The organism is Rhizobium sophoriradicis (assembly GCF_025200795.1).
In the GTDB taxonomy this organism is placed as follows: domain Bacteria; phylum Pseudomonadota; class Alphaproteobacteria; order Rhizobiales; family Rhizobiaceae; genus Rhizobium; species Rhizobium sophoriradicis.
The window spans coordinates 3,014,646-3,035,422 of sequence record NZ_CP104152.1 but is presented as its reverse complement, the minus strand read 5'-3'; the positions used below and the strand labels follow the sequence as shown (position 1 = coordinate 3,035,422).

Below are 20,777 nucleotides of genomic sequence, written 5' to 3'. Positions count from 1 at the left end.
GCCGGACAGGCAGGCAAGCGAGCCTGAACGCTTACGCTTCGATGATGTAGACGATCGTCAGAGCATCAGGATCGACGATGACGATCCGGCCGTCTGCAAGAATGAAGAACTGGTAGCCTTCATACTGCGGAACAATCTTCACGATGCGGGGCGGCAGCCGTTCAAGCCGGACCTTCTTCGGGATCGTCGTTCCGATGGAGACGGTGAAATCCACGTCCTTCACCGGCGCAACATTGACCTCCTTCACCACCGTTCGAATTTCGGTCTGCTGCTCGACGGAGATGTTGACGGTGGTTGCGGAAGAGCTCTTGTTTGTCGTCGTCGCGTTCTGGTCGGTCGAACCCTTGGCCGCATCGCCGCTTTGTGTGGTGGTGCCGCTGCCGGTGCCCTCTGCAGGCGTGGCGTTCTGCGTGCTGCTCTTCGTGCTGTCGGTGCTGCCGGACTGGGCTGCGGGCTTCTGTTCGGTCGTGGCACCGCCGCTGGCGTCCTGTGATCCGGGCTTGGTTTCTGTAGAGGCCCTGCCGGAGGCACTTCCGCTCGTCGAAGACTTGTCGGTCGCAGGCTGCTCAGCGCTCTTCTGCGTATCGGAGCCTTGGCCGGATTGCTGCTGCGTTGACTGGCCCGGGCAGGCTCCCGAGGCGTCGGGGACGCAGTCGGCGCCGGCAGCGCCGGTGCCGGATTGCGCCCCGGTAGCGCCGGAGCCGGATTGCGCTCCGGCATCCGTTCCAGCTGGCGAACTGGGCTGGGCCTGGCTGCCGGTGTTGGTGCCCTGCTGGGCAGCGACCGGCAATGTCGCAAGCGGCGATACGCCAAGTGACAGCGCTGCCACGAGCATGGTGAGACGGTTGCTCTTCATCATCAATCTCCGAGGTTCGGTTCGACACGCGATCCCGCGCGCATTCTCATGCGTCGCATGCGTGCCCTGATTGTTGGGATGGCGGCTCTGGCCGCCGTTGGTCACTCGATGACTTGGATAACCTTCCGGGAGGAGGGTTCGACGATCACACGCTGATCGTTGACGATCGCGTATGCATATTTCGGATCATCAGGCACTGGCGTCACGACGACCGTTTCCGGCAAAGGCTCTCCGACGACAACCTTTTCCACCACGACGCGTTCGGCTGGGGCAGGAGCCTGCTGAACATAGGTCACCACCTGCTGCGGCGGCGGATCGATGACGCTGCCTGCGACACCGCCGACGATGCCACCGACGGCAGCGCCGACCGGGCCGCCGACAATCGCCCCTGTTGCAGCGCCACCGGCCGCACCTGTGACCGTCGACGATTGAGCAAAGGCAGATGTCGACGCCAAGAGAAGGCCGGCGGCAATTCCTACTACTTTGATATTCATCAGTTTCCTCCTGTTGATACGGCTTGCACCGCTGGTGGGCCAAACCGTCGGACGGAGGAAGTGTTCCTGCGCTGGGACTTCAGACGGGGGCACCCGGGACCTTGGTCCTACCCGGCCCGACAGCCGTTCACCCCTGCATGGGAAAGCGGCTCAGCATCCGATCGTGGACATTTTCCCAGCCGACGATCATTGCTGCGATGGAGATCGCTTTTTCGCGGTCTTCGATCTTGGATATAAAGCCTTCGAGCAGCACTACCGGCCCGAGCATCCTGATCTCGATGGCAGAGCTGTCGATATCAGGATCGGCCGAAAGCGCGGCTTCGATCGTTGCGATGGTCGATGCCGAACTGTGGCCTTCCGAACAGCGCTCTTCGTGATTGGCGGGACCGAATTTCATAACCTCCTCCTGTTCCGCCCCTCCCGCGGATATTCACATTGCCTCACATAGATATGAGAGCGGGTCCCGAGGACGACCAGTCCGACTTAGGTCCCGCTTCCCCTCGCGGGCATCTGAGTTAAATTCTGCCCAGTCCTTGTTGAAAGGGCATCAGGGAGGATTCGTCGTTGTTGCTGAGCTCCGCTCAGACCCTTCCTGATAAAGTGCCCGAGCTGTTGATCCATCTCGGGCGGTTGAGGCGCATGGCGATCGAGAAGGCTTCCGGGAGGCAAGGAGAGTATTTGCAAATGCAAACGGCTGGTATCGTGGATTGGCATCGAAGCGAAGACTTCGTTCCTCTGATGCTTGTGATGGGAGGGCGGGAAAAACACAGACTGGTCCGGTCGCTCAGCGACGTTGCAGACGCGCTTATTGACGCCTGGCCGTCGGACGATGGCGAGCAATATATCGCGGCGGTGAAAACATGCCTGGAGGCCATTCAGGGCAATATCCCGTCCAAGGTCGCCCGTGCCGCACTCATTCGCGCTGCGGAGGAAGCTGGAGTTTCGGTGATTTCAGTTGTTCATTGAGATTTTCCCAGGCTGCCTGCCGAGGCAGCCACAGAACGCTTTCGGCGAAACCAGCTAGTGACGTGCCCTGTCGCCTGGCGAGCACGCCAAGGCAGCGTGCAATCCTAGGCTGCCGGCGGGCGATACCGGATCGACCTCGCCTTTTCCAAGGCCCGGATCGTGTCCTCGACGTCGAGGAGGACAGTCGTCTCGATAGAGCTGAGCGCGCCTCCCGCACCGATCGCGAGCGTGACAGCCGCCATCGACACATTGTCGGGCGCCTCCCACAAATTCCATCCGTCATGCTCGCCGAAGGCGTACCAGAACCCGTGGAGCTTTCCGCCGACGGATTCAATGTAGCTCCGCGCCGCCTCCCGGCGATCCTCGGGGTTTTCGATCATGCGCGCCCAGGTCTCGGGCGTGTAGCTGAAGCGCGTGAGATACATGGCCATGGTTTGCCTCCTCCGGCGGATTGATCCAGTAAACGCTCAAGCCGAAGGGAACGCCAGTCATTCGATGGGGGTATAGGGCTTAATGGTCAGCCAAGCGTTATGGACGGCAATCGAGACAAGGTTTGATAGTCCCCAGCAGGCCCAGAACCGTGAAGAGCAGCATGAAAGAGCTTGCCAGCACGGAAAAAGGCATCGCGATCAGGAACTTCGCTCTCGGCCCCGCCAACAGGCGATCATCACCCCCACGAGCGGACCAATAAATTCTGGGGCCGAAATCCTGGCTGAAATCATAACCGTTTTTCCGGTAGAAGATGATCGACCGGATGCACCAATACCAGCTGTAGGCGCAAAAGCCGCCGGCCGCGCAGAACATGACCCACAGTTCAACCCACTCGTCGTTAACCAATGCCTTCTCCCCACCATCCGAAGCCGATGCATGTCGCCCGGAAGTGTGCAGCGGTTCCGGGACAACGACATGCATAAAATCAACGGCCTACAGCGCCTCGCATGAACCAAATTTTTGATCCGACGCGCTTTAACAGCGGCGCCACCGTCGCATCAAGTCGCTATTGAAGATCAACCAGAGATAGCTATGTTGCGTCGTATAGTCACGACGAATTAAGGCATCTCGAATGTTGCGCAGTGTCATTTCACTCCTCTCCGTGCTTGTACTCTCCATTCCCTCCATTCCCTCCATTCCCGCCGAACGCGCGCTGGCCCAGGATAATCCAAACATCCAGCTGATTAAGCCCGGCGATCCGGCCATGGCCAAAGCCCATGAGAAATCGATAGGGGAGTTGGACGGCTTCCTCCAGAAACTGCAAAATCCACCGGCGGGAACCGAAAATTACAGCCTCAAGCTTGGTTTCAAGGACAAGGACAAGAGCGTGGTCCTGACCACCGATCAGATGGCGCCGGATGTGGAATTCATGTGGGTCTACCAGATCGAGGCCTCAGGTGATCGTTTCACCGCTCTCCTCGGCGACAGGCCGGAATACATCCACAACATCAAACAAGGGGATCGCGTCGCGTTCGAGAAGGCGGATATCTTCGACTGGCTCTATGTCGAGAATGGGAAAATAAAGGGCAACTACACCGCTTGCCCGCTGTTGTTATCAGGTCCGAAAGAACAGTTGGAGCAATATCGCGAAGTCTACGGGATTGTCTGCGACTGACCGCAAGCCGGCTGGACCAGGCAAAAGAATGCCCCGCCGAAGCGGGGCAATTGAGGGGAAAGGACGGGATCGCTCAGGAAGGAAGAGCGGACGGACCCAAAACTGGGGCCACCTGTGCGATCCCGCGATCATAACGAGGAGCGATCCGCCAGGTTCCCGTACGCTATCGGACGAAGCGAGGGCATCCTGCGGCCCATACGACCTCACCGAACTAAACTTGCAGCCCGCCGCCATCTCCCTCGAACGCTTCTACCGACGGCAGGCGACACTTGAAGGTTTTGTCACAGGTGCAGCGCATCAACCCGATGAATGAGGTCAGCCCTCCGGGGGCGATGTAAACCGGCTGGCATCGAACGGGCCTCTGGCTGCGACCGGGGTGACATCCTCGCTCGACATCGCGACATCAGCCTCACGATGAACCGTGCGGGGCGAGATACGAGGCATGCTCAATCCCATCGCCTCGCCGGGAGAATGCAGCGCCCATTTCATCAGCGCCGCCTCGGAGGTCGATCCGAGGAAATCTGCTTCTTCCCAGGAGGCGGTCATCGGCAGCGAGGCGATCAGAGCAGCGCCCGGCCTGCCGGTCTCCGATGCAACAAGGCGGGGATGGAAGCGGGCGTGAACAGGCAATGCCGAGGTCTGTTTCTCCGGAAGTGCGGCGATCGGGCCGATCGAGGCAGTCTTGAGTTCGTCGTCCGCGTCCGCGTCATGCGCAAGGGCAGTCGGACGCATCGCCGGGACTGGGATGCGGAAAGGTGCTACATCCGGAGTGGCGCCTTTGTCATCCGGCTCGCCCGCGCCGGTCTGCAGCGCCAGCGCATTTAATGCCCGGCTTTTCGGCGTCGGCAGAAGCGCCGTCACGAGCTTGCTGTTCGTGCCGCCGCCGCTCGGCGATGCTCCCGCATCTTCGTCTTCTCCAGCGGTGCTGGCGATCTCTATCGAGGTGGAGCTGACGCGTTTCCTGTGGTTGGCAACCGCCTGATTATATCCCGGCAGAGGCCGGCCATCGGCCGGAAGATGCATCGTCCGCCCATTTGGGAATATTCGCGCGAGTTCCTGCCGCGACATGCGGGGCCAGGCCCTGACATTGCCGACGTCGAGATGGACGAAGGGCGATCCCGAGGTCGGATAATAGCCGACACCGCCGACCTGCATCTGCATGGCAACTGCACGCAACGTCGCAAGCTTGACGCCGGGAACGTAGAAGTCCATCGCCTTGCCCAGCATGTGCTGGCTCTTCTTGGCGACACCGGTGCTGCGCGAACGGTTGCGGAGCATGTTGTTGGTGGCAGGCGAGCGATAGGCCGAAACGACGTGGATGTAGTCCCTGCCGCCGCTGCGCTTATACACCTCCCAGACCAGGTCGAGCAGCCGGGGATCCATCCGGGTCGGCTCGTTCCTCCGCCAGTCGCGCAGAAACCGATTGATCTGGGCAAGGCCTTTGGGATCGAACTTTCCATCCCGCTTATAGGTAATCGTCGCCTTCTCGCCCGTATGGGTAAAGAACAGCTTCAGGGCGCGATCTTCTGCTGAGGCGAATGATGCGGAGCCGACAAGCGCGGGGAGCGCAAACAGGGCCGGCAGAATGGTCTGCGCTGCAACACGTTTTGCACGCGACAGGAGTGCGGCGATTCCGCTCCACAATTCTTGCACTGGGTACTTCAACACCAACAATCCCGTCTTACACCAAACACTCGACGACGGGCGGGAAACTCCGCATCCATCAGGCTCAGTAAAGCCAGCTTATGGTCAACAAATTGCTAACGAGCGATGCGGAAACTCTGCGAGTTGAGGATTGCGAACCATCTGATGTGATCGAAACGGATCCGGTGCCGGCCGCTCAGGGTGATGGAGAAGCAAAAGACGTGAGGCCGCCGTTCGGCTGAGAACTTGCAGTTCGTCCGGCTTGCATGGCCTGCGGCAATACCAGGAAATCCAGGAGCCCGCTGCCCCGCAGGTCGTCGGCTCTTTTTTCCAGAATGTCACCAAGCAAGGTTATCAGAAATTCCGCTGTCAGATGGCCCCAGTCTGTCATGAACGGAACACCGCCGCTGCTGGTCAGGCACCCCCGCTTGTCGTAACCGCAGTGAAGCTTGATGATATCGATGTAGTTGAATGCAAGACCGGACGGGAAAAACGGCATCTGCTCTACCGGCTGGTTGGCGGCCGGATAAGATGCCAATCGCATGCAGGTAGAGGCGTCAGATTTTGTCCGAAACATCAGCCCCAGGCAGGTGTGCGATCGGTCCAGCTGGAAATAATTTCCGAAAACGAAAATTTTAGCGTCGTCTGAATGGCTTTTCATCCAGGAAAGAAGCTCAAACCTGAACGGGTTGACGGTGTATTCAAAAGGCCGGTGACTCGCGAGGAAAATCGCTTTCGTTCGGCTGAGCAATGACTTGTCGTTGATATATTTTTCAAAGGGAATGCAGTATTTGTCGTAAATGCTGGCGCGTGAGGGGGCCTTAACACTATCGTCCTTGATCTCCGCCATGCAGTTCAAGTAGCTGAGCGCCACGACTTCATATCGGTCGGTATCGATGTAATTTTTCAGCGCGACTGACCAGTTCCTCGCGTACGAATCCCCGATGATGAAGATAACCGGTTTGCCGGCCTGGATGCTGTTGTTCAAGCCGAGAAATGTGCTTTCGAGTCGGTCTTCGTTCGTCCGCGCGATAGATGGATAGACCTGATCCAATCTGTGAGGAAAACCGGCCATAGTGATCGCCGACACAACAGCAGCCATGATGGTTGCAACGGATGTGCCGAGGGAGATCCAGAAAGCGCGGTTTCTTCTGGTGTAGCGAATGGGCTTTTCAATGACGACGAAGCTGACGACCGCGATCACGGCGGTCGCCGCAACGGCAACGAGCTTATCGCCGTTGTCGAAATCCAGGCTTGTCAGCCGAGCGAAGGCGAAGACCGGGTAATGCCACAGGTATAAAGAGTAGGAGACGATCCCGGTGAGCGCCGCCGGCCGAGACGCCAACAGGCGCCCGACGGCATGCTTATGACTGGCGAATGCAAGCACCAGACAGGTCCCAATGACGGGGATGACAGTGAACAGGCCAGGATGAACCGTGTCCTTCCTGAACAAGATGAGGGAACCAAGCACGAGCACAAGCCCGACCGCCGCGAGCAACGGCCGAGGGCGCGCGCGTCCGCGCCTCACCTCGTAATAGGCGAGAAGTGTTCCGGCCAGGAGTTCCCAGGCCCGGGTGAGCGGCGAGTAGAAGGCCTGTTGCTGATCATACCGCACCGTGAGGACACAGAATACGAAGCTTAAGGCTGCCATGAGCAATACGCACGGCAAAAATCTTGATTTCAAATACCGGCGCGTGATCAGCAATAAGAGCGGAAAGCCGATATAAAACTGCTCTTCGACGCTCAACGACCAGGTGTGAAGAAAAGGCTTGAGAAGCGTATCCGGCTCGCCGTACTGGGCCGCAGTGAAATAGAAATAGATATTCGATCCAAACAGGAGCGAGGAACCTATGGAATTCGCGTAATCCAGGAGTTCCGATGGTAATAAAAGGTAATAGGCGAAGGGCATTGTCGCGAAGACGACCGCGAACAAGGCAGGCAGAATTCTTCGCGCGCGCCGCGTATAGAATTTTAGGAAATCAACACGCCCGGTTGCCTCGATTTCCGTCAGCAGAATTTGGGAAATCAGGAAGCCGCTGATCACAAAGAACACATCGACGCCGATGTATCCGCCCTGCAGCAAGGTGTGGCCGGCAATCGTGAACTCGGCGTGATAAAGAATAACCGCGATCACCGATATGGCTCTTAAGCCATCGATCTCTGGTCGGTAAACCTTCAATGCCAGCGCCTGCCTCCGATATCGAGAGCGTAAGGTTGTCGCGCCCTAAAGTGGCGCTTTGGGCTGCCTAACACAGAGATGTTGGAGGAGAAACAGTATGGCCTGATAAAAAATTGGCGGGCGGGGCCTATTTCAATTTTTATTTTTTGCGCTGTTGTAAATCAGCATTGCGGAGCCTTCGATGGACAATTGGATTCCCTCTCCGACTTGAAGTAGCCAGCGCGATATTTTGAAGAAGCAATGCGCGGATCGAAGCCTATGGGGTGGCAACTTGTTTGCTTGGAGTGTAAGCAAGTATCGATGGGGGCAGATATCTTAGAGACCATCCCGCGTGGCCGCGGCGGCGAGTTCCCCCGCGCTGCCTCCCCGGGTCCAATGCATGCCTAGAACCTCCCCTCGAGACTCGTTGCCTAGCCGGGCTTAGCCCCCTGCGACATTCGTCAGCCGGGAGGTATCCACTTAAGGAGAATTGACAGCGATCCGAATTGCGACTTTGCTAAATCAACCAGGCATTGCAGTCGGGCAACTATCTTGAGCAAAATCACGAAGTACAGACACGGTCGCAAGCGGAAAGCATTCGAGATTCAGGGTGGGCAATGCGGTATTTACGAGGCCGCTATGATTTTGCCTGGATGGCATAACAAGGATCGCAAACGCAACAGGCTCGCGACGGTTCCAAACCTGGCCACATGGGATCACATCAAGCCGGCAAGCCAGGGCGGAACTAGTCGCCTCGAAAATCTTCATCTTGTTTGTTTCGCCTGCAATCAGAAGCGTCAGACCAAACAGGCCAAGTCTACGTGGCTATCTATCAAAGCTAGGTTGATGCGAGCTTTGGCGACCTAGAGCGTATCTGGATTTAGTTGAATCGGAAGGGATTCCGTTTTTGGCTGTTTTGTGATTCAAGATGCTGGCTGGAGTGGAGGCCAGCATCGGATGACTCGACCTCTTTCAAATGATCTTCGCAAGCGTGTTGTTGATGCAATCGAAGCCGGCGAGAGCTGCCGGTCGGTGGCGGTGCGGTTCGGTATTGCCGTGTCTTCAGCGGTGAAGTGGTCTCAGCGCTACCGTTCGAGCGGATCTGTCGCGCCTGGGAAGATGGGCGGCCACCGCAAGCGGGTTCTTGAGCCGTACCGAGCGTTTATCGCCGAGCGGATCAACCAGACGCCGCATGTGTCACTGAACAGGTTGAAGGAAGAACTGGCCGCGCGAGGGGTGAAGGTATCCCACGACACCGTATGGCAGTTTCTGCGGCGCGAGGGACTACGGTTCAAAAAAAACACTGTTCGCCCTTGAGCAGGCGCGCGCTGACGTCGCGCGACGGCGACAGCGCTGGCGATCCTGGCAGGCTGGCCTTGATCCAAGCCGGCTGGTCTTCATCGATGAAACCTGGATCAAGACCAACATGGCGCCGCTTCGAGGCTGGGGGCCGAAGGGCAAACGGCTGCGCAGCTTCGCCCCGCACGGACATTGGCGCACCCTGACTTTCCTCGGCGCGTTGCGCTGCGATCGGCTCACCGCGCCTTGTGTCTTCGATGGACCGATCAACGGTGAGTGCTTTCGTGCTTATGTCGAACAGCAACTCGTACCGGTGCTCAAACCCGGCGATATCGTCGTGATGGATAATCTCGGCTCCCACAAGTCGGTCGCCATCCGTCAGATGATCCGCAACGCTGGTGCTCGGCTCTGGTACCTGCCGCCATACTCCCCCGACCTTAACCCGATCGAACAGGCTTTCGCCAAAATCAAGCACTGGATGCGCCTGGCTCAGAAGCGAACCATCGATGACACCTGGCGCCACATCGGACACCTCGTCACAACCATCGAGCCCAGCGAATGCAGCAACTACTTCGCCAATGCCGGATATGCTTCCGTGAAAACCTGAAACGCTCTAGTGGCAGGACTTGCGCATGGGGGGCGTGCGCTACTGGGCTAAGACTGGGTTAGCTTTTTGCAGCATGCGCGAGGACGAGAGAAGACCAATTGGAAATATGGCGCACCCGACAGGATTCGAACCTGTGACCTTTGGAATCGGAATCCAACACTCTATCCAGCTGAGCTACGGGTGCATGCCGAAGGCGGCTTGAATCGCCTGTCCGATGGGTGGTTCTTAGCCTAGCTTGCCGCCGGCTTCAATCGCGAATTTCTCAGAAATACCGGTGCTTGCGATTTGCAGGGTATTTTTATTGGTCGCGCTATGGAAGCGGATGAAAAACTCCGCCGGCCTTGCGGGCGGCGGAGCGGTTGTCCGGGGCAGGAGCCTTACGGCGGTCAGATCTGCATGGCGCCGGGGCCGGGGATGGCCTTGGGCGGCACCTTGCCGAGGATGATCATCCCCAGCACCTCGTCCTTGGTCACGTCCTCGGTGCGGGCGTGGCCCACCAACTGGCCGTTCTTCATCACCGAGACGCGGTCGGCGAGGTCGAAGACGTCGTGGATGTCGTGGCTGATGAGGAAGATGCCGATGCCTTCCTTCTTCAACTGCTTGATCAGTTCGCCCACCTGCGCCGTCTCCTGCGGCCCGAGGGCGGCCGTCGGCTCGTCCATGATCAGGATGCGGGCGTTGAAGAGGATGGCGCGGGCGATCGCCACCGATTGCCGCTGGCCGCCGGAAAGCGCCTTCACCGGCTCCTTGAAGCGCTTGAAGTTGGGGTTGAGCCGTCCCATCACTTCGCGGGCCGAAGCCTCCATCGCCACGTCATCGAGAGTCCCCCAGCGGGTCTTCAGCTCGCGGCCGAGATAGAGGTTGGCGGCGGCGTCGACATTGTCGGCGACGGCAAGCGTCTGGTAGATCGTCTCGATCCCGTATTTCTTGGCATCGCGCGGGTTGCGGATGTCGGCCGGCTCGCCATTGATCAGGATCTCGCCGGAGTCGCGCTTATAGGCGCCGGAGAGGATCTTGATCAGCGTCGATTTGCCGGCGCCGTTATGGCCGAGCAGGGCGACGACTTCGCCCGGGTAGAGATCGACCGAGGCATTGTCCACGGCGTGGATGCCGCCGAAGGAGATCGAGATGTTTTTCAGTTCCACGAGGGGAGTGCGGTGATCAGTCATTTTGAGGCTCCTCTCACTTGGCACGGGCGCGATAGACGGTGTCGAGCCAGACCGCGACGACGAGGACGGTGCCGACGACGACGCTCTGCAGCGGCGTGTCGACATGGGCGAGAACCATGCCGGATTGCAGTGATTGCATGACGAGCGCGCCGAGCATGGCGCCGGCGATCGTGCCGGTGCCGCCCGCCAGCGACGTCCCGCCGATGACGGCGGCGGCGATGGTGTAGAGCTCGTCGAGCGTGCCCTGCGAGTTGGTCGCCGCGTTGAGGCGGGCGGTGGAAATCGCCGCGGCGATAGCGGCCAAAACCCCCATTAGCGCGAAGATGCGCACGGTCACCCAGCGGGTCTTGATGCCGGCAAGCTCGGCCGCCTCCGGGTTACCGCCGATCGCGAAGACATAGCGGCCGAAGCGCAGCCGGGTGGCGATGAAGGTCATGATGATGCCGACGACGATGGCGATCAGCACCGGCACGGCGATGCCGTAGGGGATATCCAGGCCGGTCTCGGGCCAGGGAATATTGTTGGTCTCGGCATATTTCTTGGCGATGTTGATCGGCCAGTAATAGCTGTTGGCGATCGAGACGGCGCCGAGGATCAGCACGCAGCTCAGCGTCGCGAGGAAATACTCGGCCCAGATCGGCCGGCGCGGAAAGCCGAAGCGGCGGCGCTGGCGGCGGGAGCCGACGATGCTGGCGATGACGAAGAGGCAGGCAACGATGCCGACGATCCAGCTCCAGGTGGCGCCGATCGAGCCCTCGGCGCCGCCGCCCATGATGCGGAAGGTCTGGTCCATCGGGGCAACCGTCTGGCCGCTGGTGACGAGCCAGGTCGCGCCGCGCCAGACCAGCAGGCCGCCGAGGGTGACGATGAAGGAGGGCACGTTGAGGAAGGCGATGATCATGCCCTGGAAGGTGCCGATCAGGCCGCCGGCAATCAGGCCGACCAGCAGCGTGATCACCCAGGTGAAGGGACTGTCGAAGCCGATATACTCAGGCAGGATCTTCGCCTGGGTGACGCCCATGATCATGCCGCAGAGGCCGAGCACGGATCCGACCGAAAGGTCGATGTTGCGGGTGACGATGATCAGCACCATGCCCGTCGTCATGATCGCGATGTCGGTCGTCTGGACCGAGAGGTTCCAGAGGTTGCGCGGCGTCAGGAACAGGCCGCCGGTGATGATGTGGAAACCGATCCAGATGATGACGAGCGCGCCGATCATGCCGAGCAAGCGTGTGTCGATCTCGGTGGCGCGGAAGAAGCGGGTCACCGGATTGGCTTCTGCCGTTCGCGGCCCGCTTGATGTGGTGGATTTTACCATTTCGGCCATGGGTTTGCCGTTCCCCCATTGTGTTTGGACGGCTGCGCCAGCGTGCCCGAGTTGTGGGCGGCGTCATCGTCTGTTCTTCAACTGACCATCGTGATGCTTCCGGAAACCGGTCGCCTGGCGTCGCGACACCCTTCCGGCAGGGAATGCAAATCCGCGATGGTGCGGCGGGGCGGAGGAACTGCATCCTTGGAGTTCGCATCCGCATCCGGCGCCGCAACGGTCTCTCCGCTGCGGCGCCGGCATTTCGTTCGAAGCTTGCTTACTTGCAGGCGGCGACCGTGCCGGCCTTGACGCCCTGGCAGGCTTCAGCCTTGGAAATCCAGCCGGCGTCGATGACGACGTTCAGATTGTCCTTGGTGATGGCCAGCGGCTTCAGGAAGACCGACTGCATTTCCACACCCTTCGGGCCGCCCTTGAAGGCCTGTGCGCCTTCGATCTTGCTCATGTCCTTGCCGCCGGCAAGCTCGAGAGCGATTTCGGCGGCGCGCTTGCCGAGTTCGCGGCTGTCCTTCCAGACGGAAACCGTCTGCGTGCCGAGAGCGATGCGGTTCAGCGCCGCCTTGTCGCCGTCCTGGCCGGAAACCGGAACGGAGCCGGCGAGGCCCTGGGCGTCGAGCGCTGCAATTGCGCCGCCGGCCGTGCCATCGTTGGAGGCTACGACGGCGTCAACCTTGTTGTTGTTGGCGGTCAGGAACTGCTCCATGTTGCGCTGGGCGTTCTCCGGCAGCCAGCCGTCGGTATAGGCCTCGCCGACATTCTTGATCTTGCCGGCGTCGATCGCGGCCTTCAGCACTTCCTGCTGGCCCGAGAACAGGAAGTCGGCGTTCGGGTCGGAGGACGAGCCCTTGATGAAGACGTAGTTGCCTTCCGGCTTCGCCTTGAAGACGCCTTCGGCCTGCAGGCGGCCGACTTCCTTGTTGTCGAAGGTGATGTAGAAGGCGGCCGGATTTTCGATCAGGCGGTCATAGCCGACAACCGGGATGCCTTCAGCGGCGGCCTTTTCGATGGCCGGGCCGATGGCGTCGGAATCCTGGGCGAGAATGATCAGCGCGTTGGCGCCCTGCGAAATCAGCGATTCGACGTCGGTCAGTTGCTTGGCGGCCGAAGACTGCGCGTCAGCGGAAATATATTTGGCGCCCTTGGCTTCGAGAGCCTTCTTGATGGCGGCTTCATCCGTCTTCCAGCGCTCTTCCTGGAAATTCGACCAGGAAACGCCGACGACGAGATCGGCAGCCATGGCGGCGGTGTGCACGGAAACGAAGATGGCGGCGCCTGCCATCAATTTCAAAATAGACTTCATAATGTCCTCCCGAGTGAGTTGCGGCCGGCCCAGCCCATGCTTCCTCCGGCCACCGCGATACGCCTGTCGAGGAAAGTTCGGATTATTTTCTCGACAGTCGAGAAATTTGATGTCAGAGATTTTTTCAACTGTCAACACTGCACTACCGGCTTAATTCGCTTGCGCAACGGCGGCCGGAGATGCAGTGGAAATCACGGGCGGAGCAAGCAGGAGGAGAGGGCGGCATTCATGCTGACCAAGTCGAGCACGGAGCTGGTCAGGCAGAGAAACAGCGTGCTCGTGCTGTCCGTGCTGCGCCGTCACGGCGCGCTCGCCCATACCGAGATATCCGATCATACCGGCCTTTCCTCGGCCACCATCTCGGCGATCACGGCCGATCTGGAACGCGCCCAAATCATCGAAAAATCCGAGCAGCAGGCGGCAAGCGGCCGCGGCCGGCCGCGCGTGCTGCTCCGGCAACGGCGCGATTGCGGCTATCTCATCGTCGTCATCATCTCCTCGGATGTCGTGCAATATTCGCTGGTCGATTATGCCGGCAAGCTTATCGACCGCTTCAGCGAGGAGCGCTCGCATGATCCCTCAGGCGCTGCCCGCTTCATGGAAGGCGTGCGCGCCGGCCTTTCGCGCATTCTCGATCGCTCCCGCATTACCCGAGAAAAAGTCCTGCTGATCTCGATCAGCAGCAAGGGCCTGGTCGCTTCCACCGAGCCGGTGCTCGTCTGGTCGCCGATCTTCGGCAGCGACCAGATCGATTTCGAATCGGCGCTCCGGCCGGATTGGCAGGCCAAGGTCATCCTCGACAACGAGACACTGCTGGTCGCCGCCGCACTTGGCGCGCGCGAGGAGATCGTCAAGGGCGCCGATTTCCGCTCGCTCGCGGCGCTCTCGCTCGGCCACAGCATCGGCCTCGGCATCGTCCGGCGGGGAGGGCAGACGGGCCAAGAGGTCTCGGCGCCGAATTTCGGCCACATGCTGCACATGGCGGGTGGCGGCCTCTGTCGCTGCGGCACGCGCGGCTGCATCGAGGCCTATGCCGGCTTCTACGCCATCCTGCGCAGCGCCTTCGAAGTACCGCTCGATACGATCCCCGCCAAATTCGTCCCAGTCGCCGAGCTCGACAAGATCGCCGCCAAGGCCCGCCAGGGCCACCGCACCTCCGCCTTCGCCTTCCGCCAGGCAGGCCTGGCGCTCGGCAACGGCCTGTCGCGCATGCTCAGCCTCACCGAACGCATGCCCATCGCCATCACCGGCCCCGGCACCCGCTATTACGACCTGCTGCGCCAGGGTATCGAAGAGGGCCTCGGCCATTCGCACATCGTGCGCATGGAAGGCATGCCGGAAATCCGCATCGTCGCCGAAGAGCCCATGCTCGTCTTCGAAGGCCATCTCAACCGGGCACTGTCAGTGATCGACCAGGATATCGTCGTTTCGGGTGTTCAGGGCGGAGAGTAGGGAGTGATCCCGCTGGAGCTTTGGTGTCAGTTTCATCGTTATGATCGCGCCTCTCCCTGACCTCCGTCATTCCAGGCCTTGAGCCCATAAGGCCTTGAAGGGAGTCGCCCGCGCCCAAGGACCTGGGCGCACTGGATCCCTGTGACGAGCACAGGGATGAGGGAGCAAGTGGAGATGCGACCTGCCCAAGTCCCGCGAGAATACGGTGTGGATGCTCGGCCAAGGCCGAGCAGGACCGCGCGGTGGCTGGATTCCAGGCTCAAGGCCTGGAATGACGGAGGTTCGCGGTGTTGCCGCCAAACGCGCCGTCGAGGTTTCGGACGGCGGGTCGTGCTTCCGGTGCCTGTTATAGTGCCGCCTTCGACCAGCAACTGCGACGCTTCGTCCGCTGCGCCGACGCTGAGTTTGGCACTAACGCAACCCTCACCCTCCGTCATTCCAGGCCTTGAGCCTGGAATCCATGGCCACACCCTCCGTCCTGCTCGGCCTTGAGCCGAGCATCCATGCCGTATCCCCAGCGACAATAGACAGGTCGCATCTCCTCTTGCTCCCTCATCCCTGTGCTCGTCACAGGGATCCAGCGCGCCCAAGTCCTTGGGCGCGGGAGACTCCCTTCGAGGCCCTATCGGTTCACTCACCGCGCAGACGCGCGGTGGCTGGATTCCAGGCTCAAGGCCTGGAATGACGGAGGTTGGGGGGTTACGGCAAAACGAGCCGTCGACGTTTCGGACGGCGGGCGGTGATCCGGTGCCCGGTAAGCGCCGCCTTCGACCCGGAACTGGGAAGCATTATCCGCTGCGCCGACGCCGAGTTCGGCGCAGACGCAACCCTCACCCTCCGTCATTCCATGCCTTGAGCCTGGAATCCACGGCCCCACCCTCCGTCCTGCTGGCCTCGAGTCGAGCATCCACGCCGTATCCCCCAGCGACAATAGACAGGTCGCATCTCCTCTTGCTCTCTCATCCCTGTGCTCGTCACAGGGATCCAGCGCGCCCAAGTCCTTCGGCGCGGGAGACTCCCTTCAAGGCGCATAGGTTCATTCACCGCGCCGACGCGCGGTGGCTGGATCCAGGCTCAAGGCCTGGAATGACGGAGGTTGGGGGTGTGTAGGCGCCAAACGAGCCGTCGAGGTTTCGGACGGCGGGTCGTGTCCCGGTGCCCGGTATAGCGCCCTCTTCGACCCGGAACCGCGACACCTCATCCGCTGTGCCGACGGCAAATTTGGCGCGACCGCAACCCTCACTCTCCGTCATTCCAGGCCTTGAGCCTGGAATCCATGGCTGCACCCTCCGCCCCTTTAGGCCTCGAGCCGAGCATCCACACCGCCGTCGCTACCATCAAACGCAAAACGGCCGGGCATGTGCCCGGCCATCTCATGCATGACTGGCGGTCGGGAGAGGGCCGTCAGCCAACCTTGATGAGCTTGCCTTCCTTGACCGACTGCACCGCCGCATCGGCGAGCGCCAGCGCAGCGAGACCATCGGCGCCGGAGGGCGAAATCTCAGTGCCCTTCTCGATCGCGGCGATGAAGGCGGCGATCTCGTTGGCGTAGGCTTCGGTGTAGCGGGTCATGAAGAAATCATGCAGCGGCGGGCGGGTGTAGCCGTCGCCGTTGGCGACTTCGATCGAGACCGGGCGCTGGTTTTCGGCGGCCGCCATGCCCTTGGCGCCATGCACTTCGATGCGCTGGTCGTAGCCATAGGTGGCGCGGCGGGAGTTGGAGATGACGGCCTGCTTGCCGGAGGCGGTCTGCAGGATCACCGAGACGCTGTCATAGTCGCCGGCTTCGCCGATCGCCTTGTCGACCAACACGGCGGCGGTCGCCAGCACCGAGACCGGCTCTTCGCCGAGCAGGAAGCGGGCCATGTCGAAATCGTGAATCGTCATGTCGCGGAAGATGCCGCCCGAGCGCTTGATGTAATCGACCGGCGGGGCGCCGGGATCGCGCGAGGTGATCGTCACCATCTCGACATCGCCGATCTTGCCGTCGTCGATGACCTTGCGCACCGCCATGAAATGCGGATCGAAGCGGCGGTTGAAGCCGACCATCAGCTTGGCGCCGGTTTCTTCCACCACCTTGATGCAGGCCTTGACGCGGTCTACATCGAGGTCGATCGGCTTTTCGCAGAAAATCGCCTTGCCGGCGCGGGCGAAACGCTCGATCAGGTCGGCATGGGTGTCCGTCGGTGTGCAGATGACGACTGCGTCGATATCTTTAGCGGCCTCGATCGCCTCGATGGTGCGGACCTCGCAGCCATAGGCCGAAGCGATGGCTTCGGCGGCCTGCGGAAAGGCGTCCGCCACCGCAACCAGCGTCGCATTGGCGTCGCCGCTGACGGCCTTGGCGTGAACCTTGCCGATGCGGCCGGCGCCGAGAAGACCGAATCTCACTGTCATTTCAACCTCCCTTGAATTCGGAACAAATAAACCGAATTATCGAAAAACTGGAATTTTCATTCCATCTTCTCTGCGTCGCGTCAAGCCCGCGGCTCTTTCACATTTGCAAGATTCGAACTAAACAAAGCGCGGCACAGGCCTAGGCCGTGCGACGCATGCCGGGGGCATGCGTGACATATCCGACCGCGGGGCACAGATGCAACTGATCGATCCGAACCATCCTGCATACCGGCGCCTCTGGGTGCGGATTGCCATCGTTGCCGTCTGCTTCGGCTGGGCCACGGTCGAGATCATCGGCGGCGACCCCTTCTGGGCCGTCATCTCGGCCGGGGCGGGTGCCTATGCCTATTATATGCTGTTCTGGAGCTTCAATCCGCAGCCCGAGGTCGCCGAGCCTGCAGCCGTGCCTGACGCTGATGACGACGAAGAGCCCGCGGTGCCAGCCGCGGACAAGCCGTCGAAGGACGGGCAAGTAGACTAAGATTGGTCAGCGGCGGATTCGCCGCAGCGCCTCGTCGATCAGAAGATTGGCCAGCATCATCCGCTTTGTCGCATTGTCGCGAAAGGGCAGGGCGACGCCGTCGGGGTGATTGGCCCGGGCGAAGGCGCGGCGCTTTTCACTAAGCGTCAGCGGCGTATCGGTTGCCGAGATCCCCAGTTCGGCAGCAACCTCCTGCGGCGTCGTGCGGGTCAGATGCTCCGGCATGACGGGCTCGGGGTCCGGCACAGGCTCCGGTTTCTCCGTGAGCCCGGCGGCCGCAGCTAGATCGAGATTGTCGAAATAGGCCTCCCCGACCCGGTGCGAAGCGGCGGAGACACCCTGCATCACATCGAAGGCAAGCCCGGTGCCGAGGCCGGAGACGCGATGGGCGGCTGGCGTTTCGGCCTCATCTTCGGCCGTCTCGTCCTCTGCCTTCAGCCGCTCGAGAACTGATTGAAATATCGACTGTCCGAACAGCATCCCGCTTCCTCAAGAGCATTTCCGTCTTCGAGCGACGGACGTGCTCTAATTTTTTCACGCAATTTCCGGAGGCAAAAACTGCTGGGCACTTTGCCGGTATTGTTCCGCCCCGCATTAAAAGCGCAGAAGATGGCGCAGGGCTTGCGGGCTTATCCCGCCTGCTTCCGGCTTTCCTCGAGGATGATGTCGTAGAGCAGCCTTGCGCTCGGCGGCAGCGCCCGTTCGCTTGCCGCGATCAGGCTGTACGGCTTGACGTTGATGTCGAAATCGATCGGCAGGACACGCACGTCGGAGGCCTTGGCGCCCTGGCTCGCCAGGAAGTGGGCAACGTCAACGGCGACGGGGGCGATCGCGTCGGTCTCGCAGACGATGGCGCAGGTGAGCAAGAGCGAGGAGGTGTTGACGATATTTTCAGGCAGCGCCACGCCTTGCGACAGAAAGAAATCCTCGATCGTACGGCGCAGCAGCGTGCCCGGCGGCTGGAATACCCAGTCGTAATCCCTGACGTCGGCGAGGCTGCTCACCTTGTGCTTTAAGAGCGGATGGCTCTTGCGCACGATCAGGCAGGCCCGCTCGATGCCGATCTCCGTCACCTCGAACAGGCGCGGGTTGAGGTCGTCGGGGATGCGGCCGATGATGAAGTCATGGCGGGCGGCGAGCAGCTCGCGGGCGAGCACGTTGCTGGTTTCCACCTGGATGTTGATCTCGATGCCGGGATAGGCCTTGCGCACCCTGTTGATCGCCGGCACCACCAGGCTCATGGCCGGCGCCGTTACCGCGCCGATGAAGACCGAACCGCCCTTGCCGCTCTTCAATTCGCCGATCTCGCGGCTCGCTTCGCGCAGCTCCAGCAGGATCTTTCTTGCCCGCCTGGCAAGGGCCGCGCCGAAGGTCGTCAGCACCACGCCGCGGGCCACCCGCTCATAGAGCTGAGTCTTAGTGATCGCCTCCATTTCGGACAGCATGCGCGATGCGGCGGGCTGCGAAATGTTGAGGACTTCCGCAGCTGCGGAAATCTGTCCGCTATCTTCGATTGCGACGATCATGCGCAGGTGATTAAGCTTAAGTCCTGCCCGTAAAAGGCCGTCATCACCGAAATTGTCGCTGTGGATATCGACGTGATCCATGGAAATGGGCTCTGAAACGATCGTCATGGTTGCAGCCTCCCCACTGCGCTCCATCAAAAGTAATACTTTTTAACGATATACCAAAATTGTTATGCACATTACCACTTATTCTATTTGACAGTTATAGGAATCCATACCAGTTTGCCGCCGTGTGCTGGTTGGCACTCAACACGTGTGAGATCGTGGAGGAGACCTACTTCGTTTCTCACCATCTGAAGTAACTATCCAATACGGAACCTGCCACAGTTTCGGGCGGGCGATTTTTCGTCCGCTGATCTATTAACAAGGGAGAGAGAAATGAAATCCATTATCTCATTGATGGCTGCGGCTGCCTTCGGCGTCGCTTCGTTCGTTATGCCTGCCATGGCGCAGGACAAGGGGCTCGTGGGCATCGCAATGCCGACCAAGTCCTCCGCTCGCTGGATCGACGACGGCAACAACATCGTCAAGCAGCTCGAGGCCGCCGGCTACAAGACCGACCTGCAGTATGCTGACGACGATATTCCGAACCAGCTGTCGCAGATCGAAAACATGGTCACCAAGGGTGCCAAGGTTCTCGTCATCGCTTCGATCGACGGCACGACGCTTTCCGACGTTCTCCAGAAGGCTCACGATGCCGGCATCAAGGTCATCGCTTATGACCGCCTGATCCGCGACTCGGCCAACGTCGACTACTACGCCACCTTCGACAACTTCCAGGTCGGCGTTCTGCAGGCAACCTCCATCGTTGACGCCCTCGGCCTCAAGGAGGGCAAGGGCCCGTTCAACATCGAACTCTTCGGCGGTTCGCCGGACGACAACAACGCCTTCTTCTTCTATGATGGCGCAATGTCGGTCCTGCAGCCCTACATCGACTCCGGCAAGCTCGTCGTGAAGTCCGGCCAGACCGGCATGGACAAGGTCGGCACCCTGCGTTGGGATGCGGCTACGGCCCAGGCCCGCATGGACAACCTGCTCTCGGCCAACTACACCGACGCCAAGGTCGATGCCGTCCTGTCTCCCTATGACGGTCTCTCGATCGGCATCATCTCCTCGCTGAAGGGCGTCGGCTACGGTTCGGCTGACCAGCCGCTCCCGATCGTTTCCGGTCAGGACGCTGAAATCCCGTCGGTCAAGTCGATTATCGCTGGCGAGCAGCACTCGACGGTCTTCAAGGACACCCGCGAACTCGCCAAGGTCACGGTTGCCATGGTCGACGCCGTCATGTCCGGCAAGGAGCCCGAGGTCAACGACACGAAGACCTACGACAACGGCGTCAAGGTCGTTCCGTCCTATCTGCTGAAGCCGGTTTCGGTCGACAAGACCAACTACAAGCAGGTCCTCATCGACAGCGGTTACTACACCGAAGACAAGCTGAAGTAAGTTAAACACGAGGCCGGAGCCCGCGTGCTTGCGGGTTCCGGCCTTCGATTTT

20 protein-coding genes and 1 tRNA gene are annotated in these 20,777 nt (G+C 60.5%); 7 read left to right on the top strand and 14 right to left on the bottom strand.

Annotated features, from left to right (window positions below):
• Positions 1 to 31 precede the first annotated feature (31 nt).
• From N2597_RS15080 to N2597_RS15070, 3 genes are all read right to left on the bottom strand, one after another.
• Positions 32 to 856, bottom strand: a complete 825-nt coding sequence (locus N2597_RS15080) for a DUF1236 domain-containing protein (RefSeq protein ID WP_183598368.1) — start codon at positions 854 to 856, stop codon at positions 32 to 34.
• 101 nt (positions 857 to 957) lie between these two features.
• On the bottom strand, positions 958 to 1,350 hold the full coding sequence (locus N2597_RS15075) for a DUF1236 domain-containing protein (protein ID WP_039621471.1): 393 nt from the start codon (positions 1,348 to 1,350) through the stop codon (positions 958 to 960).
• 127 nt (positions 1,351 to 1,477) lie between these two features.
• Positions 1,478 to 1,747 carry a BON domain-containing protein gene (locus N2597_RS15070; RefSeq protein ID WP_077989931.1) on the bottom strand — a complete coding sequence of 90 codons (270 nt, stop codon included), beginning with the start codon at positions 1,745 to 1,747 and terminating at the stop codon, positions 1,478 to 1,480.
• 287 nt (positions 1,748 to 2,034) lie between these two features.
• Here N2597_RS15070 and N2597_RS15065 point away from each other — a divergent pair, with 287 nt between their 5' ends.
• Complete coding sequence (locus tag N2597_RS15065; RefSeq protein ID WP_183598505.1) at positions 2,035 to 2,316, top strand: DUF982 domain-containing protein; 282 nt, start codon at positions 2,035 to 2,037, stop codon at positions 2,314 to 2,316.
• Positions 2,317 to 2,420: 104 nt separating this feature from the next.
• On the opposite strand, the gene N2597_RS15060 is transcribed toward N2597_RS15065, so the two are convergent.
• Together N2597_RS15060 and N2597_RS15055 are read right to left on the bottom strand one after the other, a co-directional pair.
• Entirely contained in the window at positions 2,421 to 2,747 is a 327-nt protein-coding gene (locus tag N2597_RS15060) for a GYD domain-containing protein (RefSeq protein ID WP_183598366.1), read from the bottom strand.
• Between the two features lie 97 nt (positions 2,748 to 2,844).
• Positions 2,845 to 3,153, bottom strand: coding sequence for a hypothetical protein (locus N2597_RS15055; RefSeq protein ID WP_096762266.1), 309 nt, complete (start codon positions 3,151 to 3,153; stop codon positions 2,845 to 2,847).
• A 226-nt stretch (positions 3,154 to 3,379) separates the two neighbouring features.
• Between N2597_RS15055 and N2597_RS15050 the strand changes: the two genes are divergently transcribed.
• Complete coding sequence (locus N2597_RS15050) at positions 3,380 to 3,922, top strand: YegJ family protein (protein WP_183598364.1); 543 nt, start codon at positions 3,380 to 3,382, stop codon at positions 3,920 to 3,922.
• A gap of 315 nt (positions 3,923 to 4,237) precedes the next feature.
• Here N2597_RS15050 and N2597_RS15045 read toward each other — a convergent pair whose 3' ends face one another.
• Positions 4,238 to 5,590, bottom strand: a complete 1,353-nt coding sequence (locus N2597_RS15045) for a peptidoglycan L,D-endopeptidase MepK (RefSeq protein WP_183598362.1) — start codon at positions 5,588 to 5,590, stop codon at positions 4,238 to 4,240.
• A gap of 172 nt (positions 5,591 to 5,762) precedes the next feature.
• Positions 5,763 to 7,745: an acyltransferase family protein gene (locus tag N2597_RS15040; RefSeq protein ID WP_096762267.1), complete on the bottom strand. Its 1,983-nt coding sequence runs from the start codon at positions 7,743 to 7,745 to the stop codon at positions 5,763 to 5,765.
• A 618-nt stretch (positions 7,746 to 8,363) separates the two neighbouring features.
• Here N2597_RS15040 and N2597_RS33730 point away from each other — a divergent pair.
• Complete coding sequence (locus N2597_RS33730; protein ID WP_225881417.1) at positions 8,364 to 8,591, top strand: HNH endonuclease; 228 nt, start codon at positions 8,364 to 8,366, stop codon at positions 8,589 to 8,591.
• A gap of 90 nt (positions 8,592 to 8,681) precedes the next feature.
• A protein-coding gene (locus N2597_RS15035) for an IS630 family transposase (protein ID WP_097622115.1) occupies positions 8,682 to 9,630 on the top strand; the annotation gives its coding sequence in 2 pieces (ribosomal slippage) (positions 8,682 to 9,017 and positions 9,019 to 9,630; 948 coding nt in all).
• Between the two features lie 107 nt (positions 9,631 to 9,737).
• On the opposite strand, the gene N2597_RS15030 is transcribed toward N2597_RS15035, so the two are convergent.
• The 4 genes from N2597_RS15030 to xylF all read right to left on the bottom strand — a co-directional run bounded on the left by N2597_RS15030 (position 9,738) and on the right by xylF (position 13,426).
• Positions 9,738 to 9,814: transfer RNA gene (locus tag N2597_RS15030), tRNA-Arg, on the bottom strand.
• Between the two features lie 202 nt (positions 9,815 to 10,016).
• Positions 10,017 to 10,799, bottom strand: coding sequence for an ATP-binding cassette domain-containing protein (locus N2597_RS15025; RefSeq protein ID WP_038690657.1), 783 nt, complete (start codon positions 10,797 to 10,799; stop codon positions 10,017 to 10,019).
• A 13-nt stretch (positions 10,800 to 10,812) separates the two neighbouring features.
• Positions 10,813 to 12,126: a sugar ABC transporter permease gene (locus N2597_RS15020; RefSeq protein WP_039621458.1), complete on the bottom strand. Its 1,314-nt coding sequence runs from the start codon at positions 12,124 to 12,126 to the stop codon at positions 10,813 to 10,815.
• A gap of 259 nt (positions 12,127 to 12,385) precedes the next feature.
• Positions 12,386 to 13,426: a D-xylose ABC transporter substrate-binding protein gene (gene xylF / locus N2597_RS15015; RefSeq protein ID WP_183599880.1), complete on the bottom strand. Its 1,041-nt coding sequence runs from the start codon at positions 13,424 to 13,426 to the stop codon at positions 12,386 to 12,388.
• Positions 13,427 to 13,654: 228 nt separating this feature from the next.
• On the opposite strand from xylF, the gene N2597_RS15010 reads away from it, so the two are divergent.
• Positions 13,655 to 14,878: an ROK family transcriptional regulator gene (locus tag N2597_RS15010; RefSeq protein ID WP_183599882.1), complete on the top strand. Its 1,224-nt coding sequence runs from the start codon at positions 13,655 to 13,657 to the stop codon at positions 14,876 to 14,878.
• Positions 14,879 to 16,282: 1,404 nt separating this feature from the next.
• Here N2597_RS15010 and iolG read toward each other — a convergent pair.
• Positions 16,283 to 17,275, bottom strand: a complete 993-nt coding sequence (gene iolG / locus N2597_RS15005; protein ID WP_096762271.1) for an inositol 2-dehydrogenase — start codon at positions 17,273 to 17,275, stop codon at positions 16,283 to 16,285.
• A 196-nt stretch (positions 17,276 to 17,471) separates the two neighbouring features.
• On the opposite strand from iolG, the gene N2597_RS15000 reads away from it, so the two are divergent.
• On the top strand, positions 17,472 to 17,756 hold the full coding sequence (locus tag N2597_RS15000; RefSeq protein WP_096762373.1) for a hypothetical protein: 285 nt from the start codon (positions 17,472 to 17,474) through the stop codon (positions 17,754 to 17,756).
• A gap of 6 nt (positions 17,757 to 17,762) precedes the next feature.
• Here the strand turns inward: N2597_RS15000 and N2597_RS14995 are convergent, their stop codons facing one another.
• Together N2597_RS14995 and N2597_RS14990 are read right to left on the bottom strand one after the other, a co-directional pair.
• Complete coding sequence (locus tag N2597_RS14995) at positions 17,763 to 18,236, bottom strand: hypothetical protein (protein WP_096762272.1); 474 nt, start codon at positions 18,234 to 18,236, stop codon at positions 17,763 to 17,765.
• A gap of 149 nt (positions 18,237 to 18,385) precedes the next feature.
• Entirely contained in the window at positions 18,386 to 19,390 is a 1,005-nt protein-coding gene (locus tag N2597_RS14990) for a LysR family transcriptional regulator (protein ID WP_096762273.1), read from the bottom strand.
• A 270-nt stretch (positions 19,391 to 19,660) separates the two neighbouring features.
• On the opposite strand from N2597_RS14990, the gene chvE reads away from it, so the two are divergent.
• Positions 19,661 to 20,725, top strand: a complete 1,065-nt coding sequence (gene chvE, locus N2597_RS14985; protein ID WP_010055420.1) for a multiple monosaccharide ABC transporter substrate-binding protein — start codon at positions 19,661 to 19,663, stop codon at positions 20,723 to 20,725.
• The last annotated feature ends 52 nt before the right edge of the window (positions 20,726 to 20,777 follow it).

Coding starts and splice junctions, on each gene's coding strand:
- N2597_RS15080 (WP_183598368.1), bottom strand. CDS start 856: ATGAAGAGCAACCGTCTCACCATGCTCGTGGCAGCGCTGTCACTTGGC.
- N2597_RS15075 (WP_039621471.1), bottom strand. CDS start 1,350: ATGAATATCAAAGTAGTAGGAATTGCCGCCGGCCTTCTCTTGGCGTCG.
- N2597_RS15070 (WP_077989931.1), bottom strand. CDS start 1,747: ATGAAATTCGGTCCCGCCAATCACGAAGAGCGCTGTTCGGAAGGCCAC.
- N2597_RS15065 (WP_183598505.1), top strand. CDS start 2,035: ATGCAAACGGCTGGTATCGTGGATTGGCATCGAAGCGAAGACTTCGTT.
- N2597_RS15060 (WP_183598366.1), bottom strand. CDS start 2,747: ATGGCCATGTATCTCACGCGCTTCAGCTACACGCCCGAGACCTGGGCG.
- N2597_RS15050 (WP_183598364.1), top strand. CDS start 3,380: ATGTTGCGCAGTGTCATTTCACTCCTCTCCGTGCTTGTACTCTCCATT.
- N2597_RS33730 (WP_225881417.1), top strand. CDS start 8,364: ATGATTTTGCCTGGATGGCATAACAAGGATCGCAAACGCAACAGGCTC.
- N2597_RS15025 (WP_038690657.1), bottom strand. CDS start 10,799: ATGACTGATCACCGCACTCCCCTCGTGGAACTGAAAAACATCTCGATC.
- N2597_RS15020 (WP_039621458.1), bottom strand. CDS start 12,126: ATGGCCGAAATGGTAAAATCCACCACATCAAGCGGGCCGCGAACGGCA.
- xylF (WP_183599880.1), bottom strand. CDS start 13,426: ATGAAGTCTATTTTGAAATTGATGGCAGGCGCCGCCATCTTCGTTTCC.
- N2597_RS15010 (WP_183599882.1), top strand. CDS start 13,655: ATGCTGACCAAGTCGAGCACGGAGCTGGTCAGGCAGAGAAACAGCGTG.
- iolG (WP_096762271.1), bottom strand. CDS start 17,275: ATGACAGTGAGATTCGGTCTTCTCGGCGCCGGCCGCATCGGCAAGGTT.
- N2597_RS15000 (WP_096762373.1), top strand. CDS start 17,472: ATGCAACTGATCGATCCGAACCATCCTGCATACCGGCGCCTCTGGGTG.
- N2597_RS14995 (WP_096762272.1), bottom strand. CDS start 18,236: ATGCTGTTCGGACAGTCGATATTTCAATCAGTTCTCGAGCGGCTGAAG.
- N2597_RS14990 (WP_096762273.1), bottom strand. CDS start 19,390: ATGACGATCGTTTCAGAGCCCATTTCCATGGATCACGTCGATATCCAC.
- chvE (WP_010055420.1), top strand. CDS start 19,661: ATGAAATCCATTATCTCATTGATGGCTGCGGCTGCCTTCGGCGTCGCT.